This is a genomic window from Variovorax gracilis (assembly GCF_030317115.1).
Lineage (GTDB): Bacteria > Pseudomonadota > Gammaproteobacteria > Burkholderiales > Burkholderiaceae_C > Variovorax > Variovorax gracilis.
The window spans coordinates 357,015-371,749 of record NZ_JASZYF010000002.1 but is presented as its reverse complement, the minus strand read 5'-3'; the positions used below and the strand labels follow the sequence as shown (position 1 = coordinate 371,749).

General features: G+C 66.0%; 14 protein-coding genes. 1 reads left to right on the top strand and 13 read right to left on the bottom strand.

Annotated features, from left to right (window positions below; genetic code table 11):
• Positions 1-71 precede the first annotated feature (71 nt).
• A complete protein-coding gene (locus QTH97_RS07375; RefSeq protein WP_286567438.1) occupies positions 72-719 on the bottom strand; it encodes an LON peptidase substrate-binding domain-containing protein in 648 nt (215 codons plus the stop codon).
• 49 nt (positions 720-768) lie between these two features.
• Here QTH97_RS07375 and QTH97_RS07370 point away from each other — a divergent pair, with 49 nt between their 5' ends.
• Positions 769-1,329: a YggT family protein gene (locus QTH97_RS07370; protein WP_286567437.1), complete on the top strand. Its 561-nt coding sequence runs from the start codon at positions 769-771 to the stop codon at positions 1,327-1,329.
• Between the two features lie 130 nt (positions 1,330-1,459).
• Here QTH97_RS07370 and accD read toward each other — a convergent pair whose 3' ends face one another.
• The 12 genes from accD to QTH97_RS07310 all read right to left on the bottom strand — a co-directional run bounded on the left by accD (position 1,460) and on the right by QTH97_RS07310 (position 14,671).
• A complete protein-coding gene (accD, locus tag QTH97_RS07365) occupies positions 1,460-2,332 on the bottom strand; it encodes an acetyl-CoA carboxylase, carboxyltransferase subunit beta (RefSeq protein ID WP_286567436.1) in 873 nt (290 codons plus the stop codon).
• Positions 2,333-2,356: 24 nt separating this feature from the next.
• Positions 2,357-3,202, bottom strand: coding sequence for a tryptophan synthase subunit alpha (gene trpA, locus QTH97_RS07360; protein ID WP_286567435.1), 846 nt, complete (start codon positions 3,200-3,202; stop codon positions 2,357-2,359).
• On the bottom strand, positions 3,199-4,476 hold the full coding sequence (gene trpB, locus QTH97_RS07355; protein WP_286567434.1) for a tryptophan synthase subunit beta: 1,278 nt from the start codon (positions 4,474-4,476) through the stop codon (positions 3,199-3,201). Before trpB ends, trpA begins: the two co-directional genes overlap by 4 nt.
• A 57-nt stretch (positions 4,477-4,533) precedes the next feature.
• Positions 4,534-5,220 (bottom strand): phosphoribosylanthranilate isomerase, encoded by a 687-nt coding sequence (locus QTH97_RS07350; RefSeq protein WP_286567433.1) that lies wholly within the window; start codon positions 5,218-5,220, stop codon positions 4,534-4,536.
• The gene (gene truA, locus QTH97_RS07345) at positions 5,217-6,029 is read right to left on the bottom strand and encodes a tRNA pseudouridine(38-40) synthase TruA (protein ID WP_286567432.1); all 813 of its coding nucleotides are present in this window, start codon (positions 6,027-6,029) and stop codon (positions 5,217-5,219) included. Before truA ends, QTH97_RS07350 begins: the two co-directional genes overlap by 4 nt.
• A gap of 26 nt (positions 6,030-6,055) precedes the next feature.
• Positions 6,056-8,890: a motility hub landmark protein FimV gene (locus QTH97_RS07340; protein ID WP_353655624.1), complete on the bottom strand. Its 2,835-nt coding sequence runs from the start codon at positions 8,888-8,890 to the stop codon at positions 6,056-6,058.
• Between the two features lie 107 nt (positions 8,891-8,997).
• A complete protein-coding gene (gene asd / locus QTH97_RS07335) occupies positions 8,998-10,140 on the bottom strand; it encodes an aspartate-semialdehyde dehydrogenase (protein WP_286567431.1) in 1,143 nt (380 codons plus the stop codon).
• A gap of 89 nt (positions 10,141-10,229) precedes the next feature.
• Positions 10,230-11,318, bottom strand: coding sequence for a 3-isopropylmalate dehydrogenase (leuB, locus tag QTH97_RS07330; RefSeq protein WP_286567430.1), 1,089 nt, complete (start codon positions 11,316-11,318; stop codon positions 10,230-10,232).
• A gap of 28 nt (positions 11,319-11,346) precedes the next feature.
• Complete coding sequence (leuD, locus tag QTH97_RS07325; RefSeq protein WP_286567429.1) at positions 11,347-11,997, bottom strand: 3-isopropylmalate dehydratase small subunit; 651 nt, start codon at positions 11,995-11,997, stop codon at positions 11,347-11,349.
• A 17-nt stretch (positions 11,998-12,014) separates the two neighbouring features.
• Positions 12,015-13,436: a 3-isopropylmalate dehydratase large subunit gene (gene leuC, locus QTH97_RS07320; protein ID WP_286567428.1), complete on the bottom strand. Its 1,422-nt coding sequence runs from the start codon at positions 13,434-13,436 to the stop codon at positions 12,015-12,017.
• A gap of 31 nt (positions 13,437-13,467) precedes the next feature.
• Entirely contained in the window at positions 13,468-14,412 is a 945-nt protein-coding gene (locus tag QTH97_RS07315; RefSeq protein WP_286567427.1) for a LysR family transcriptional regulator, read from the bottom strand.
• 118 nt (positions 14,413-14,530) lie between these two features.
• Positions 14,531-14,671 (bottom strand): entericidin A/B family lipoprotein, encoded by a 141-nt coding sequence (locus QTH97_RS07310; protein WP_286567426.1) that lies wholly within the window; start codon positions 14,669-14,671, stop codon positions 14,531-14,533.
• Between the last annotated feature and the right edge of the window lie 64 nt (positions 14,672-14,735).

Sequence of the window (14,735 nt, the reverse complement as noted above, 5' to 3'; positions counted from 1 at the left end):
CCGAGCCCCCTGAAGGACCGACCTGCAGCGCTCGCCGCTGCTGCTTGGGATGCTATTGAATTTGTAGCGAGCTACCCAGCGATGCCGGTACGCGCGAGCAAATCGCCGACCAATTCGAGGCGCATGAGCGGGCTGTCGAGCTCCATCAGCCGCTGCTTGAGTTCCGGCTGCACCGGCAGCAATTCGCACCAGCGATTGGCGACCCAGCCGCAATCGTCGAAGCGATAAGGCTTCGCGATGGGCAAGCGAACGCTTTGATCGCCTTCCATGCGACGGCGCTCTTCAAGTGTGTCGAGGAGGCGGCGCAGTGCGTCGGCCGTGTGCTGAAGGTCCTTGGGGACTTCAAGGGCGATGTCGTCGGGCACGGAGTCGACCTCGGCCGTCCACAGCCCGTACTTCTGCAATTCGCTGGAGCGGACGCGAAAGCGCTGCGTGCCGACGCATTCGATCTGCATGAGTCCTGACTGCGGCATTTCGAACTCGCGGATGACGGCGAGCGTGCCGACCGCCGCAAAGCTCTCGGGCTCGGCGCCGGCTCGACGGACCTCCGAGCCCTGCGTGAGGCTGACCACGCCGAACGGAGAGCCAGCCTTGTGGCATTTGCCGATCATGTCGAGGTAGCGCACCTCGAAGATCCGCAAGGGCAGGAGACCGCCAGGGAACAGCACGGTGCCCAGGGGGAACAAGGGGAGGGAACTCAGAAGGGGTTGTGTCGTCATCGATGAACCTTGCGTGGCTATCATCGCATTCCGCTCACGACCTCGCGCCATGCTCTATCAGATTCCTTCGTTCCTGCTCGACGTGATCGTCGGCCTTCTGGGCGGCGCCTGCTTGCTGCGTCTCTACATGCAATACCACCGCGTTCCCTTCGGGAATCCGCTGGGGCGTTTCGTGTTCGCGGTCACCGACTGGATCGTGCTGCCGCTGCGGCGCATCGTGCCGTCGGTCAAGCGCTGGGACCTGGCGAGCGGCGTGGCTGCCTGGCTGCTGGTGCTGGCGAAGTTCCTGCTGCTGTGGCTGCTGATGGGCGCGCTGGGGCGCTGGGCGATCCTGCCTTTGGTGTCGCTCGTCGGCTTGCTGCAGCTCGCGGTGTCGGGGCTCACGGCCTTGCTGATCGTCTATGCCGTGCTCTCGTGGGTGCCAAGCGCCTCGTCGATGCTGCACGACCTGATCGCGCGGCTGGCGGAGCCGCTGGTGCGTCCGCTGCGGCGCTTTATTCCGCTGGTGGGTGGAGTCGATCTGTCGCCGCTGGCAGCCATCGTCTTGCTGCAGGTCGGCGCGATCATCCTGGGCAATGTCATGGCCTCGGTCTTTACCCTGGGACGCTAGCTTGTTGCTCTCCCCCAGGCTTGCACACTTCATGTAGCCGCCCGCCCCGTGCCGGGCGCAACGCCGGCGGCCGGGCAGAGCCGGTTCCGCGGTGTTCCACGAACGAGCCGGGCTCGCCGGCTCCGTGCGACTACACCACCGCGTCGGCGGGTTGGCGCAGCAGCATGGCCAGCGTATTGGCGACCGTCTTGCGCAGTTCGCGGCGATCGCAGATGAAGTCGATCGCGCCCTTGGTCTGCAGGAATTCCGCCCGTTGGAAACCTTCCGGCAAGGTCACGCGCACGGTGGACTCGATCACGCGCGGGCCGGCAAAGCCGATCAGCGCCTTGGGTTCGGCGATCACCACGTCGCCGACGAACGCGAAGCCCGCGCTCACACCGCCCATGGTCGGGTCGGTCAGGACGCTGATGTAGGGCAGGCCCTTCTTCGCAAGGCGGGTAAGGGAGGCGTTGGTCTTGGCCATCTGCATCAGGGACAGCAGGCCTTCCTGCATGCGCGCACCGCCGGTGGCCGTGAAGCAGATGAAAGGCACCTTCTGCTCGATGGCGGTCTCGACGCCGCGCACGAAGCGCTCGCCGACCACGCTGCCCATGCTGCCGCCCATGAAGTCGAACTCAAAGCAGGCGACCACGACGTTGATGCTGTGCACCGAGCCGCCCATGACGACGAGTGCATCGGTCTCACCGGTGTTCTCGAGCGCTTCCTTGAGCCGCTCGGGGTACTTGCGGCTGTCCTTGAACTTCAGGGCGTCGACCGGCAACACCTCCTGGCCTACCTCATAGCGGCCTTCGTGATCCAAAAAGGCGTCGAGCCGGGCGCGGGCACCGATGCGGTGGTGATGGCCGCAACTTGGGCAGACATTCTGGTTGTGCTCGAGATCGGTCTTGTAGAGCACCGTTTCGCAACTCGGGCACTTGATCCATAGGCCTTCCGGCATCTGGCGGCGCTCGCTCGGGTCTGTCGGCGCGATCTTGGCGGGTAGCAGTTTTTCAAGCCAGCTCATGGGGGCTCCTAGTGTTGGCGTGGATTATCGGCCAGCCGCGTTCTTGGGCGTGGCGGCGGGCAGGGCGTCGAGCGCCTGGCGGATCTCGGTCAGGAAGTCGCGCACGCGCGGCACAACGGCATCGCGGGGCTGGTCTTCGATCAACTGGATGATGCGGGAGCCGATCACGACCGCATCCGCCGCGGAGCCGACGGCCTGTGCTGTACGGGCATCCCGGATGCCGAACCCCACGCCGACCGGCACCTTCACGTGCTGCCGGATTTGCGGAATCATCCGGCCGACGGCCTCGGTGTCGAGGTTGCCGGCACCCGTCACGCCCTTGAGCGAGACATAGTAGACGTAGCCCGACGCAATGCGACCGACCTGCGCCATGCGTTCGCTGGTGCTGGTCGGCGCGAGCAGGAAAATCAGGTCGATGTGATGCGCCTGGAGGTCCGCGGCGAAGTCTTCGCACTCTTCGGGCGGGTAGTCGACCACCAGCAGGCCGTCGACGCCCGAAGCGGCCGCGTCGCGGATGAAAGTCCCCTTGCCGTGCACGAGGTCGTAGCGCTCGACCGGGTTGGCATAGCCCATCAGCACGACCGGCGTGCGGTCGTCCCTCTGCCGGAACGCCGCGACCATGGCCAATACCTGCTTCATGCCGATGCCCAGCGCCAGCGCGGCCTCGCCGGCGCGCTGGATCACGGGGCCGTCGGCCATCGGATCGGAGAACGGAACGCCGAGTTCGATCACGTCGGCACCCGCCTCGACCATGCCGTGCATGAGTTCGGGCGTGATGTCGGCAAAGGGGAAGCCGGCCGTCACATAGGGAATCAGCGCCTTGCGGCCGTCCTTCTGCAGGGCGTCGAAGGTTGCAGCAATGCGGCTCATGCCTTGCCTCCCTTCACGCTGAGGCCGCGCATGGACGGCCGATCGTAGAAGTCCACGCCCGACAGGTCGGCGACCGTGCCGATGTCCTTGTCGCCGCGGCCCGAGAGGTTGACCAGGATCGATTGGTCCGGACGCATGGTCTTGGCGAGCTTCATGGCGTAGGCCATCGCATGGCTCGATTCGAGCGCCGGGATGATGCCTTCGGTGCGACACAGGTAGTGGAAGGCCTCGAGCGCTTCGCTGTCGGTGACGCCGACGTACTCGGCGCGGCCGATATCGGCCAGATAGGCGTGTTCCGGGCCCACGCCGGGGTAGTCGAGGCCCGCGCTGATGCTGTGCGTTTCAGTCACCTGGCCGTCTTCGTTCTGCAGCAGGTAGGTGCGGTTGCCATGCAGCACGCCGGGGCTGCCGCGCAGGATCGAGGCCGAATGCTTGCCGCTGTCCAGGCCTTCGCCCGCCGCCTCGACGCCGATCAGGCGGGTGCTCGCGAACGGAATGTAGGGATGGAAGATGCCCATCGCGTTGCTGCCGCCGCCCACGCAGGCGACCACCACGTCGGGCTGCTTGCCCTCGGCTTCGCCGGTGATGCCCTGCGCAGCCAGCATGGCCGGCATCTGTTCGATGCACTCGTTGCCAATCACGCTCTGGAAGTCGCGCACCATGGTCGGGTACGGGTGCGGGCCGGCCACCGTGCCGATGATGTAGAAGGTGCTTTCGACATTGGTGACCCAGTCGCGCATCGCCTCGTTGAGCGCGTCCTTGAGGGTCTTGCTGCCGGATTCCACCGGCACCACCGTCGCGCCCAGCAGATTCATGCGGTAGACGTTGGGGCTTTGGCGCTGGACGTCCTGGCTGCCCATGTAGACCACGCATTCGAGGCCGTACCGCGCACAGATCGTGGCAGTTGCCACGCCGTGCTGGCCGGCACCGGTCTCGGCGATCACCCGGGGCTTGCCCATGCGCTTCGCGAGCATCGCCTGGCCGATGGTGTTGTTCACCTTGTGGGCGCCGGTGTGGTTCAGGTCTTCGCGCTTCAGATAGATCTGCGCGCCGCCCATTTCGCGGCTCGTGCGGGCTGCGTGGTAGATCGGCGAAGGCCGGCCCACGAAATGTGCGAGCTCGTAGTGGAATTCGGCCTGGAACTGGGGGTCGTCCTTGTACTTCGCGTAGGCGTCTCGCAGTTCGCTGATCGCGTGGGTCAGCGTTTCGCTGGCAAAGGTGCCGCCGTAGATGCCGAAGTGGCCGCTGGCGTCGGGTTGCTGGTAGGTGTTCATGGTCTCGATCGGTGGGCCGGCCGGCGCCAGACGATCGAGGCGGCGGCCAGCGGCAAATCAGGAAGAGGCATCGGCCGCACGTACCGCGGCCACGAAATCGCGAATCCTTGCGGCGTCCTTGATGCCCTTGGAGGCTTCGACGCCCGAACTCACGTCAACGGACAGCGATTTGCAGCGCGTCCGCAGCTGACGAATGCCATCGCCCACGTTTGCAGGTGTGAGCCCACCACTCAAGACGAGGTGAGCGTCGACGGCGGGTGGAAGAAGTGACCAATCGAATGCCTTGCCGCCACCGCCATACGCTTCGACATGGGCGTCGAGCAGGATGGCCTGGGCGCGGGAGTAATCGGATGCGTATTTTACGAGGTCGAAGCCGGCGCCGGCCGCACCCAGGGGAATCCGGGCTGCGCGCATGAAGCGGTAGGCGCCCCGGCCGCAGCCATCCCAGCATCGGGCGGGCGTTTCGTCGCCGTGGAATTGGGCCATGGCGCCGGGCACTTTGGACAGCGCATTCACGGTCGTTTCCGCGGTTTCGTTGACGAACAGGAGCACCGGCGTCACGAATGGCGGCAGGCACGCCGCCAACTGGGCCGCGCGTTCGACAGCCACCGCGCGCGGGCTGGCCGGGTAGAGAACGAAGCCGATCGCATCGGCACCGGCCTGGACGGCGGCATCCACATCCTGCTCACGGGTAAGCCCGCAGATCTTGATTCGGGTACGGGCAGTGGCGACGGCGGCAGTCATGGCGGGCCATCATACGCAGCGCCCGTGCCGTCCATCGTTGCCTCGGGCGGCAAGCCCCAGCCGGCCGCATAGAGCGGTCCGAGAAAATAAAGCCCGTTGGGCGAGAAGGTCGGCGCAGCGACGACGCGACTGCGCGCTTCCAGCACCTCGCGCATCCACTCCGGGCGTTCGTCGCCGCGGCCGATGCGCACCAGGCAACCCATGATGTTGCGGATCATGTGGTGCAGAAAGGCGTCGGCCTCGAACTCGAAATGCCAGCGGCAGCGCTCCGCCTCGCCGTGGCGGGTGATCGCGATGCGGCGAACGTCCTTGACGGGCGACCGCGCCTGGCAGGCCGAAGCACGGAACGAGCTGAAGTCGTGCTGGCCCAGCAGCATGGCGGCGGCGGCCCGCATCGCATCGCCATCGAGCGGATGCATCGACCAGCCAACCCGGCCCGCGTCAAGGCTTGGCCTGACCGGCGATTGCGACAGCACATACAGGTAGCGGCGTGCGAGCGCACTGGCGCGGCAGTGGAACTGCTCCGGCACCGGTTGCGCCCATTGCACCGCAATGTCGTCGGGTAGGTAGCGGTTGGTGCCGCGCACCCAGGAGAAGGGTGTGCGCTCGACGGAAGTGTCGAAATGCACCACCTGCATCAGGCCGTGGACACCGGCGTCGGTGCGGCCCGCGCAGAGCGTGGAGATGGGTTGGGCGGCAAACTGCGTGAGCGCCGCTTCCAGCTTGTCCTGAACAGTGAGGCCCGAGAGCTGGCTCTGCCAGCCCTGGTACGCCTGGCCGTTGTAGCGGACGCCGAGCGCCAGCCTCACGAGGACATGGGTGGCGGCGCGGCCACTCAGTGAAGCTGGCCGAGCAGTTGCTTGGCTTCGGCCTTGATGTCGCCGGAGCTTTCGGCAGCCACTTCCTCGACCAGCGAACGGGCGCCTTCGACGTCGCCCAGCGCCTTGAGTTCACGTGCCAGCGAGAGCTTGATCGCGTGCGGGCTTTCGCCGCTTTCCTCGAGCGGCTCGAGCCGGCCGCGTTCCGTGTCGGCGGGTGTGCGATTCGACAGGCCGGCCAGCGAGCTCATGTCGAACTCGATGAAGCCGGAATCCGCCGGGAGACCGGCACCGGCGCGCAAGGGAGCCGGTTGTGTGCGTTCTTCTTCCGGAAGCGACGGAGCGCGAGTGATCGGTTCGAGGGCGCCGGGGGCCGTGTCGAAGTCGTTCTCGAGGTCGAGCCTGCCTGCGGCGTGGCCGTTCACGTGACCGTTCACGCCATTCATGCCCATCGCGGTGGGAATGGCACGCGGTGCCTCACGCAGCGTCGATACGAAGGGCTCCGGCGCCGGGGCAGGAGCAGGCGGGAGGCTGGCGCTGAGAGGCGCCGGCGCGGTGGCGGGGGCCACCGATGGCTTGCTCAGATCCAGGTCGAAGTCCAGCGGAGCAACCGAGGGTACGAAGGCGGGCGGCGGTGCGGCGGCTTCAAGTTCTTCGACAGGGCTTGCGGCCGGCGCGGGAGGTGCGGCGGATGCAGTGACCGTCGCGGCGGCCAGCGTGCCTGCGAAGGCCGCGGCTTCCGCGGCTGACACGCCGCGGCTTCCCGTCTCGTACAGCGGATTGCCAGGGTCGAGATCCTTGCCCAGTTCGACGACACGGTTCCATTCGCTGCCGGAGCCGCCGGTCAGCTTGTGCACGTCGGCGGCGAGAGCCTCGTAGGCGCGCAGGTCACGACGCTTCGCGTGGATCTCGAGCAGCTTGAGGTGAATCGCGGTGCGGTCCGGGTTGACGCGCAATGCTTCGCGGAGGATTTCCTCTGCTTGCAGGTCGCGGCCGTAGGCGAGGTAAACGTCGGCTTCCGCCACCGGATCGACGTCGCCGGCATCCAGTTGGCTCGGCGAGTACGACAGCGAGGACACCACGGAATTGCCGCGGTTCTTGGTATCGACCGATTCGCCGCCGCTGGCACCGAAGAACGAGTCCTTGGGAATGCGGCTTTCGATGAACACGCTGTCGCCGGCATCACGGCGCTTGCGGCCCAGCACGCGGTAGAGCAGGAAGCCGATCAAGAGTGCGATCAGCGCGGCAGCGCCGACCATGAGCGGGTTCTCCATCAGCTCGGCGAAGAAGCTCGGCGGTGGAGGCGGCGGGGGCGCTTCGGCCTTGACCGGCTTCGCGACGACGGGCGCGGCTGCCGAGGCAGGCGCCGCGGTGACAGGCGCCGGGGCTGCAGCGGCAGGGGCGGGCTCGGCCGCGGGCGTTGCGGCAGCGGCTGCGACAGTTGCAACCGGCGCGACCACGGCCGGCGGCGTTGCGGCGGCGGGCGCAGGTGTCGCGGCGGCGGCAGGTGCCGGGGTTGCCGCCGGGGAGGCTGCAGCGGCAGGCGCCGGAGTTGCGGGGGCCGAGGCTGCCGGAGCCGGTACGGCGGCGGGCGTGGCAGGCGCGGGGCTTGCTGCGGCCGACGGCGACTTGCCCGTCTCGGCCTTCAGCTTGTTCATGTCCTCGATGTTCTTGGACAGTTCGGCGACACGGGCCTTGTTGGCCTGTTCCTGACGCGCCTGCACGAGCTGCTCTTCGGTCGCGCGGCCGGGTGCGATGCCCTGCGAGATCTTGAGCTTGTCGGTCGGCGCATTGGCCGCATTGCGGTCCTCGACATTGGCTTGCACCTTGCCTTCGGCCTGGCGGCCGGCGTCGGCCACTTGCGAAGTCGGTGCGTTGTCGGCGAGGCGGCGGCGGTACTCGCTGAAATCCTGGCTCTGTGCAGTGACGGTGCGGCGCGCTTCGGACGGTGGAATGGATTCGGCCTGGGGCGCGCCCGGCACTTCCAGTACTGCGCCCGCCTTGATCCGATTGATGTTCCCACCAATGAAGGCATTGGGATTGGCGCGCAACAGGGCCACGAGCATCTGATCGAGCGATACGTCGGCCGGCTTGTACGCGCCCGCGATCTTGCTGGCGGTGTCGCCGGGGCGAACCGTGATCTGCTCGCCGCCGCCGGTGCGGACGGCATCTGCCTCCGCCGGGGCGACCGGTGCAACCGGCGTCGGGCGCTGCCTGCGGGCCGCGGGAGGCGCCTGGACGACGGCCGGGACAGCAACTTGCGGCCGTGTCGGGCTGATCTGGGGCGCCGTCGGTGCCAGCGGTGCGGTCCTGGCGGCCTGGCGGCTGGTCGGCGGATCGAGCAGGACCGTGTAATCGCGCATGATCCGGCCCGAACTCCAGTTGGCTTCGAGCAGCAGGTCAATGAAGGGCTCGCTGACCATGCGGTCGCTGGACAGCCGCACTACGTAGCGCCCGTCGGCGCGCTTCTGGACCCCGACCTTCACATCCGACAACGCGGAGTTGTAGGGGACGCCGGCCGCCCGGAAGGCTTCGGATGAAGCGATATTGATCTTGAGACCATCCGCTTCCGCCGGGGTGATCTCGGTGACTTCGATTTCCGCGCGAAGCGGTTCGCCCAGAGCCGACTGGACGTTGAGCCGGCCGAGCGCCAAAGCGCTGGCATCGGCGCCGAACGCGCCCAGGGCCAAGGCAACAGCAGCACTGAGAACGGAAAGCTGGTTCCGACCAGAGATCGTCGGAGTCGGGCGGATGGCCGAAGGGCGGGCCGCGGGCAACGGATGTCGTGTCATGCTGTTAGGGGGCAGCTCGGCCCAAAAGTGTAAGGGGACGTTAACATCATCACCCCGCACTGACAAGGCGACAGGCCTTATCTACCCAGTGCGTGCAAACTTCGTCATGCATTCGCCGTTGCGGAAGTGCAACGGGCCGGCGCAATGCGAGGTGCGCCGGCGGGTTTTCAGGCTTCGAGCAGGATGCGCAGCATGCGACGCAGCGGTTCTGCCGCGCCCCACAGCAGCTGGTCGCCGATGGTGAAGGCGCCGACGTACTCGGGGCCCATCGCAAGCTTGCGCACGCGGCCGACCGGGATCGTCATCGTTCCGGTGACGGCGACGGGGGTCAGGTCCTTGACCGTTGCCTCGCGGGTGTTCGGCACGACCTTGACCCATTCGTTGTCGGCGGCGATGAGCGCTTCGATGTCGGCCACCGGCACGTCCTTCTTCAGCTTGAAGGTCAGCGCCTGGCTGTGGCAGCGCATGGCGCCGATGCGGACGCAGAAGCCGTCGACCGGCGTCGCGGCCGTTCCGAAACCGGCACCCTGGCCAAGGATCTTGTTCGTTTCGGCCCCGCCCTTCCACTCTTCCTTGCTCATGCCGTCGCCGAGATCCTTGTCGATCCACGGGATCAGGCTGCCGCCGAGCGGCGCGCCGAAGTTGGCCGTCTCAGCGGCGGTCAGCGACTGCTGCTTGGCGAGCACCTTGCGGTCGATTTCGAGGATGGCCGACTTCGGATCGTCCAGGAGGGCGCGCACTTCGGCGTTGATGGTGCCGAACTGGGTCAGCAGTTCGCGCATGTGCTGGGCGCCGCCGCCGGAAGCCGCCTGGTAGGTCATGCTGGTCATCCACTCGACGAGGCCGGCCTTGTAGAGGGCGCCGACGCCCATCAGCATGCAACTGACGGTGCAGTTGCCGCCGATCCAGTTCTTGCCCCCCTTCGCCAGCGCGTTCTGGATGACCGGGAGGTTGACCGGATCGAGCACGATGATCGCGTCCTCGTTCATGCGCAGGGTGGAGGCTGCGTCGATCCAGTGGCCCTTCCAGCCGGCGGCGCGCAGCTTGGGGAACACCTCGGTCGTGTAGTCGCCGCCCTGGGCGGTGACGATGATGTCGCACTTCTTCAGTGCGTCGATGTCGTGAGCGTCCTTGAGCGTGGCCTCGTTCTTGGCCATCGCCGGGGCCTTGCCACCGGCGTTGGAAGTCGAGAAGAAGACCGGCTCGATCAGTCCGAAGTCGCCTTCGGCCTGCATGCGGTCCATGAGGACCGAGCCGACCATGCCGCGCCAGCCCACCAGGCCGACCAGAGGTTGATTTGCATTCGCCATTTCAGTTTGCCCTTGTAAAAAAGAAAGTTGTCTTCTCTTTGCGCCCGGCTCGTCAGAGCCGGGGGAGGGCGTGACGAATCGGGCTGCGGTTAGCCGGTAATCGTCTTTTTGGTGATGGCAGCCACCACAGCATCGCCCATTTCGCGGGTGCCTACCTTGGTGGTCCCTGCGGACCAGATGTCTGCCGTGCGCAAACCCTGGGCCAGCACGTGCTTGACCGCCGACTCGATTCGGTCGGCAGCCTCGGGCTGGTTCAGGGAGAAGCGGAGCATCATGGCAGCGGACAGGATTGTAGCCAATGGGTTGGCAACCCCTTTGCCGGCGATGTCTGGCGCACTGCCGTGGCTGGGCTCGTAGAGACCCTGGTTGCTCGAATTGAGCGATGCGGAGGGCAGCATCCCGATCGAGCCGGTGAGCATCGCAGCTTCGTCGGAGAGGATGTCGCCGAACATGTTGCCGGTGACCACCACGTCGAATTTCTTCGGCGCCTTGACCAGTTGCATCGCAGCGTTGTCGACGTACATGTGGTCGAGTTCGACGTCCGGGTATTCCTTGCCGACCTCGGTCACGATGTCCTTCCAGAACTGGAAGGTCTCCAGCACGTTGGCCTTGTCCACGCTCGTGACGCGCTTGCTGCGCTTGCGTGCCGCCTGGAACGCGACGTGGGCGATGCGCTCGACTTCGGGACGCGAGTAGCGCATCGTGTCGAAGGCTTCTTCGGCACCCGGAAAGTGGCCGTCGACCGCGGTACGGCGGCCGCGCGGCTGGCCGAAGTAGATGTCGCCCGTCAGCTCGCGAATGATGAGGATGTCCAGGCCCGCGATCAGCTCGGGCTTGAGGCTCGACGCATCGACGAGTTGCTCGTAGCAGATGGCCGGACGGAAGTTGGCGAACAGGCCCAGGTTCTTGCGCAAGCCCAGGATGGCCTGCTCGGGCCGCAGCGAGCGCTCCAGCTTGTCGTACTTCCAGTCGCCGACCGCGCCGAACAGCACGGCGTCGGCTTCCTTGGCGAGCTTGAGCGTGGATTCGGGCAGCGGGTGGCCGTGGGCCTCGTAGGCTGCGCCGCCAACCAGCGCCGATTCGGTCTCGAACGAGAGGTCAAGCACTTCGAGAACGCGAAGCGCCTCGGCGACGATTTCAGTGCCGATGCCGTCACCGGGGAGAACTGCGATTTTCATGGGAGTCTGTTCTGAAGATGGAATGGGGTCAGGCGATCAATTGGTGCGTCAGCCACGGCTTCTGGGCGAGGCGCTCGGCCTCGAAGGCCTTGATCTTGTCCTTGTGGCGCAGCGTCAGGCCGATGTCGTCCAGCCCGTTGATCAGGCAGAACTTGCGGAAAGCCTGCACTTCAAACGGGAGCTCGACGCCGTCCGGCTTGATCACGACCTGGCGCTCGAGGTCGATTGTCAAGCTGTAGCCAGGGAAGGCCAAGGCTTCGTCGAAGAGTTGCGAGACTTGCGATTCGCTCAGCACGATAGGCAGCAGCCCATTCTTGAAGCTGTTGTTGAAGAAGATGTCCGCGTAGCTTGGCGCGATGATGGCGCGGAAACCGTACTGGTCGAGCGCCCAGGGCGCGTGCTCGCGCGACGAGCCGCAGCCGAAGTTCTTGCGCGCAAGCAGCACCGAGGCGCCCGCGTAACGAGGCTGGTTCAGCACGAAGTCCGGGTTGGGTTTGCGCGTCTTCGGGTCTTGCCCCGGCTCACCCGGATCCAGATAGCGCCAGGCGTCGAACAGGTTCGGACCGAAGCCCGTCTTGCGGATCGACTTCAGGAACTGCTTCGGGATGATCGCGTCGGTGTCGACGTTCTCGCGGTCCATCGGCGCCACGAGGCCCTTGTGCACGGTGAATTTCTGCATGGTGTCTGGCTCCTGGTTCAGGCGAATTGGCGGACGTCGACGAAATGGCCGTGGACCGCAGCGGCTGCGGCCATGGCCGGGCTGACCAGGTGGGTCCGGCCACCTGCGCCCTGGCGTCCTTCGAAGTTGCGGTTGCTGGTCGACGCGCAGCGCTCGCCGGGTTCGAGGCGGTCGGCGTTCATCGCGAGGCACATCGAGCAGCCGGGTTCACGCCATTCGAAGCCTGCCGCCTTGAAGATCTGGTCCAGGCCTTCGCGCTCGGCCTGTTCCTTCACGAGCCCCGAGCCGGGCACGACCATCGCCAGCTTGACGTTCTTGGCGACCTTCTGGCCCAGCTTCTTCACCATGGCGGCGGCTTCGCGCATGTCCTCGATCCGGCTGTTGGTGCAAGAGCCGATGAACACCTTGTCGATGAGGATGTCGTTCATCGGCTTGTTCGGTTCCAGGCCCATGTATGTCAGGGCGCGCTCGATGGCGCCGCGCTTGTTGGCGTCCTTTTCCTTGTCCGGGTCGGGCACGCGTCCATCCACCGGCACGACCATTTCGGGCGAGGTGCCCCAGGTCACTTGCGGCTTGATCTGGGCCGCGTCGAGCTCGACCACGGTGTCGAAGTGCGCGCCCGGGTCCGAATGGAGCGTCTTCCAGTATTCGACAGCCTGGTCCCACTCGACGCCGGTGGGCGAGAGCGGGCGGCCCTTGACGTAGGAGATCGTCTTTTCGTCGACGGCGACGAGGCCCGCCCGTGCACCGGCTTCGATCGCCATGTTGCACACGGTCATGCGGCCTTCCATCGTGAGGTCGCGGATCGCAGAGCCGGCGAACTCGATCGTGTAGCCCGTGCCCCCGGCGGTGCCGATCTTGCCGATGACGGCGAGCACGATGTCCTTGGCCGTGCACCCCAGCGGCAGCTTGCCGTCGACTTTCACGAGCAGGTTCCTGGCCTTCTTGGCAAGCAAGGTCTGCGTTGCCATGACGTGTTCGACTTCGCTGGTGCCGATGCCGTGCGCGAGCGCACCGAAGGCGCCGTGGGTGGATGTGTGCGAGTCCCCGCACACCACGGTCATGCCCGGCAGCGTGGCGCCCGATTCAGGCCCGATCACGTGCACGATGCCCTGGCGCTTGCTCAGGAACGGAAAGAACGCGGCGGCGCCGAATTCCTTGATGTTGCTGTCGAGCGTGGTGATTTGTTCCTTGCTGATCGGGTCGGCGATGCCGTCGTAGCCTCGCTCCCAATGGGTGGTCGGCGTGTTGTGGTCGGCCGTGGCCACGACCGAGCTGATGCGCCACAGCTTGCGGCCGGCTTCGCGCAGCCCCTCGAAGGCCTGCGGGCTGGTCACTTCATGGACCAGGTGACGGTCGATGTAGAGGATCGCGGTGCCGTCTTCCTCGGTGTGGACGACGTGTTCGTCCCAGAGTTTGTCGTAGAGGGTGCGTGCCATGGTGGTCTCTTTCGTGGGGGGAAATCTTGTCTTATGCGGCGAGTTGGGCGGGCGCCCCGGCCGGCGTGTGCAGGTGCTTGACGAGCATGCGCGCCGCGACCGGGAGCGTCGAGAAGTCCCGCGCGATCAGCCGGATCTCGCGCGCCGCCCAGGGATCGTTCAGCGCCACGCTCTGGAGGCTGCGCCCAATGCCGCCGCGCATCAGTTCGAAGGCCCGTCGCGGCATCACGCCCACGCCGAGGCCGTTTTCGATCATGCGGCACATGGCGTCGAGGCCGGTGACGTGAATCCGCAGCCGGATCGTGCGATTCGCCGCCAGCGCAGCCTGGTGCATGGCGACATAGATCGAGCTGTTGGTGTGCAAGCCGACGTGGTCGAAGTCGAGCGAGTCCGCGAAATCGATCGCCCGGTGTCCTGCCAGCGGATGGCCCGTCGGGACGATCAGCACCAATGCATCTTCGCGGTAGGGCAGGCTTTGCAGTTCGCTCGCGCCTTCGGGCAGATGGCAGATGCCGAGATCGGCCGCTCCCTCGTGCACAGCGCGCACGACTTCACTGCTGAGGTGTTCCTCGAGGTCGATCTTGATCGCGTCATGCTCGCGCGTGAAGGCGCCGAGGTCTTCGGGCAGGAACTGCACGATCGCCGAGATGTTGGCGTGCACTCGCACATGGCCCCGCACGCCGTCGGCGTATTCGCTGAGTTCGCCCTGCATCTTCTCGAGGCTGTAGAGCACGGACCGGGCATGGTGAAGCAGGCTTTCGCCTGCGGGCGTGAGATCGACGCCGCGTGCATGGCGATAGAGAAGAGGGGTACCGAGCGTCGCTTCGAGGTCCGACAAGCGCTTGCTGATGGCCGAGGCCGCGATGAACTCACGTTCTGCTGCGCGGCCGATGCTGCCCAGTTCGCAGACAGCCACGAACAGTTGCAAGGACGTCAGGTCGATGCGTCGGGCGAAGCTGCGTTCGGAGGAGGTCATACGGGCTTTGGCATCTCGTTCTGAGATGGAGGCCCGTATTTTCTCTCCGTTTTGAGGCGAGAGTCATCGCGATGCGCGATGACTTCATTGCCGTGGGGCGATGAGCGCCCCAGGGACGTTATTGCTTCTTCTTCGCCGCATCCTCCATCTTTTCGCCGCCCTTCTGGATGTCCTGGCCGGCACCCTTGACGGTGTTGCAACCAGCCAGCGGAACGGCGAAAGCAAAGGCGACAGTGATCAACGCTGCAAGCTTCTTCATGATGGAACTCCTTCGTTCAAATTGGCGAAAAGGCGAATGGATTCATTCCCCCCGATGAAACTTA

Bases quoted from the DNA above. Each gene is read 5' to 3' on its own strand.
- leuD (WP_286567429.1), bottom strand. From the start codon at position 11,997: ATGCAGAAATTCACCGTGCACAAGGGCCTCGTGGCGCCGATGGACCGC.
- trpB (WP_286567434.1), bottom strand. From the start codon at position 4,476: ATGAACACCTACCAGCAACCCGACGCCAGCGGCCACTTCGGCATCTAC.
- QTH97_RS07310 (WP_286567426.1), bottom strand. From the start codon at position 14,671: ATGAAGAAGCTTGCAGCGTTGATCACTGTCGCCTTTGCTTTCGCCGTT.
- accD (WP_286567436.1), bottom strand. From the start codon at position 2,332: ATGAGCTGGCTTGAAAAACTGCTACCCGCCAAGATCGCGCCGACAGAC.
- QTH97_RS07375 (WP_286567438.1), bottom strand. From the start codon at position 719: ATGACGACACAACCCCTTCTGAGTTCCCTCCCCTTGTTCCCCCTGGGC.
- leuB (WP_286567430.1), bottom strand. From the start codon at position 11,318: ATGAAAATCGCAGTTCTCCCCGGTGACGGCATCGGCACTGAAATCGTC.
- QTH97_RS07315 (WP_286567427.1), bottom strand. From the start codon at position 14,412: ATGACCTCCTCCGAACGCAGCTTCGCCCGACGCATCGACCTGACGTCC.
- trpA (WP_286567435.1), bottom strand. From the start codon at position 3,202: ATGAGCCGCATTGCTGCAACCTTCGACGCCCTGCAGAAGGACGGCCGC.
- leuC (WP_286567428.1), bottom strand. From the start codon at position 13,436: ATGGCACGCACCCTCTACGACAAACTCTGGGACGAACACGTCGTCCAC.
- QTH97_RS07370 (WP_286567437.1), top strand. From the start codon at position 769: ATGCTCTATCAGATTCCTTCGTTCCTGCTCGACGTGATCGTCGGCCTT.
- asd (WP_286567431.1), bottom strand. From the start codon at position 10,140: ATGGCGAATGCAAATCAACCTCTGGTCGGCCTGGTGGGCTGGCGCGGC.
- QTH97_RS07350 (WP_286567433.1), bottom strand. From the start codon at position 5,220: ATGACTGCCGCCGTCGCCACTGCCCGTACCCGAATCAAGATCTGCGGG.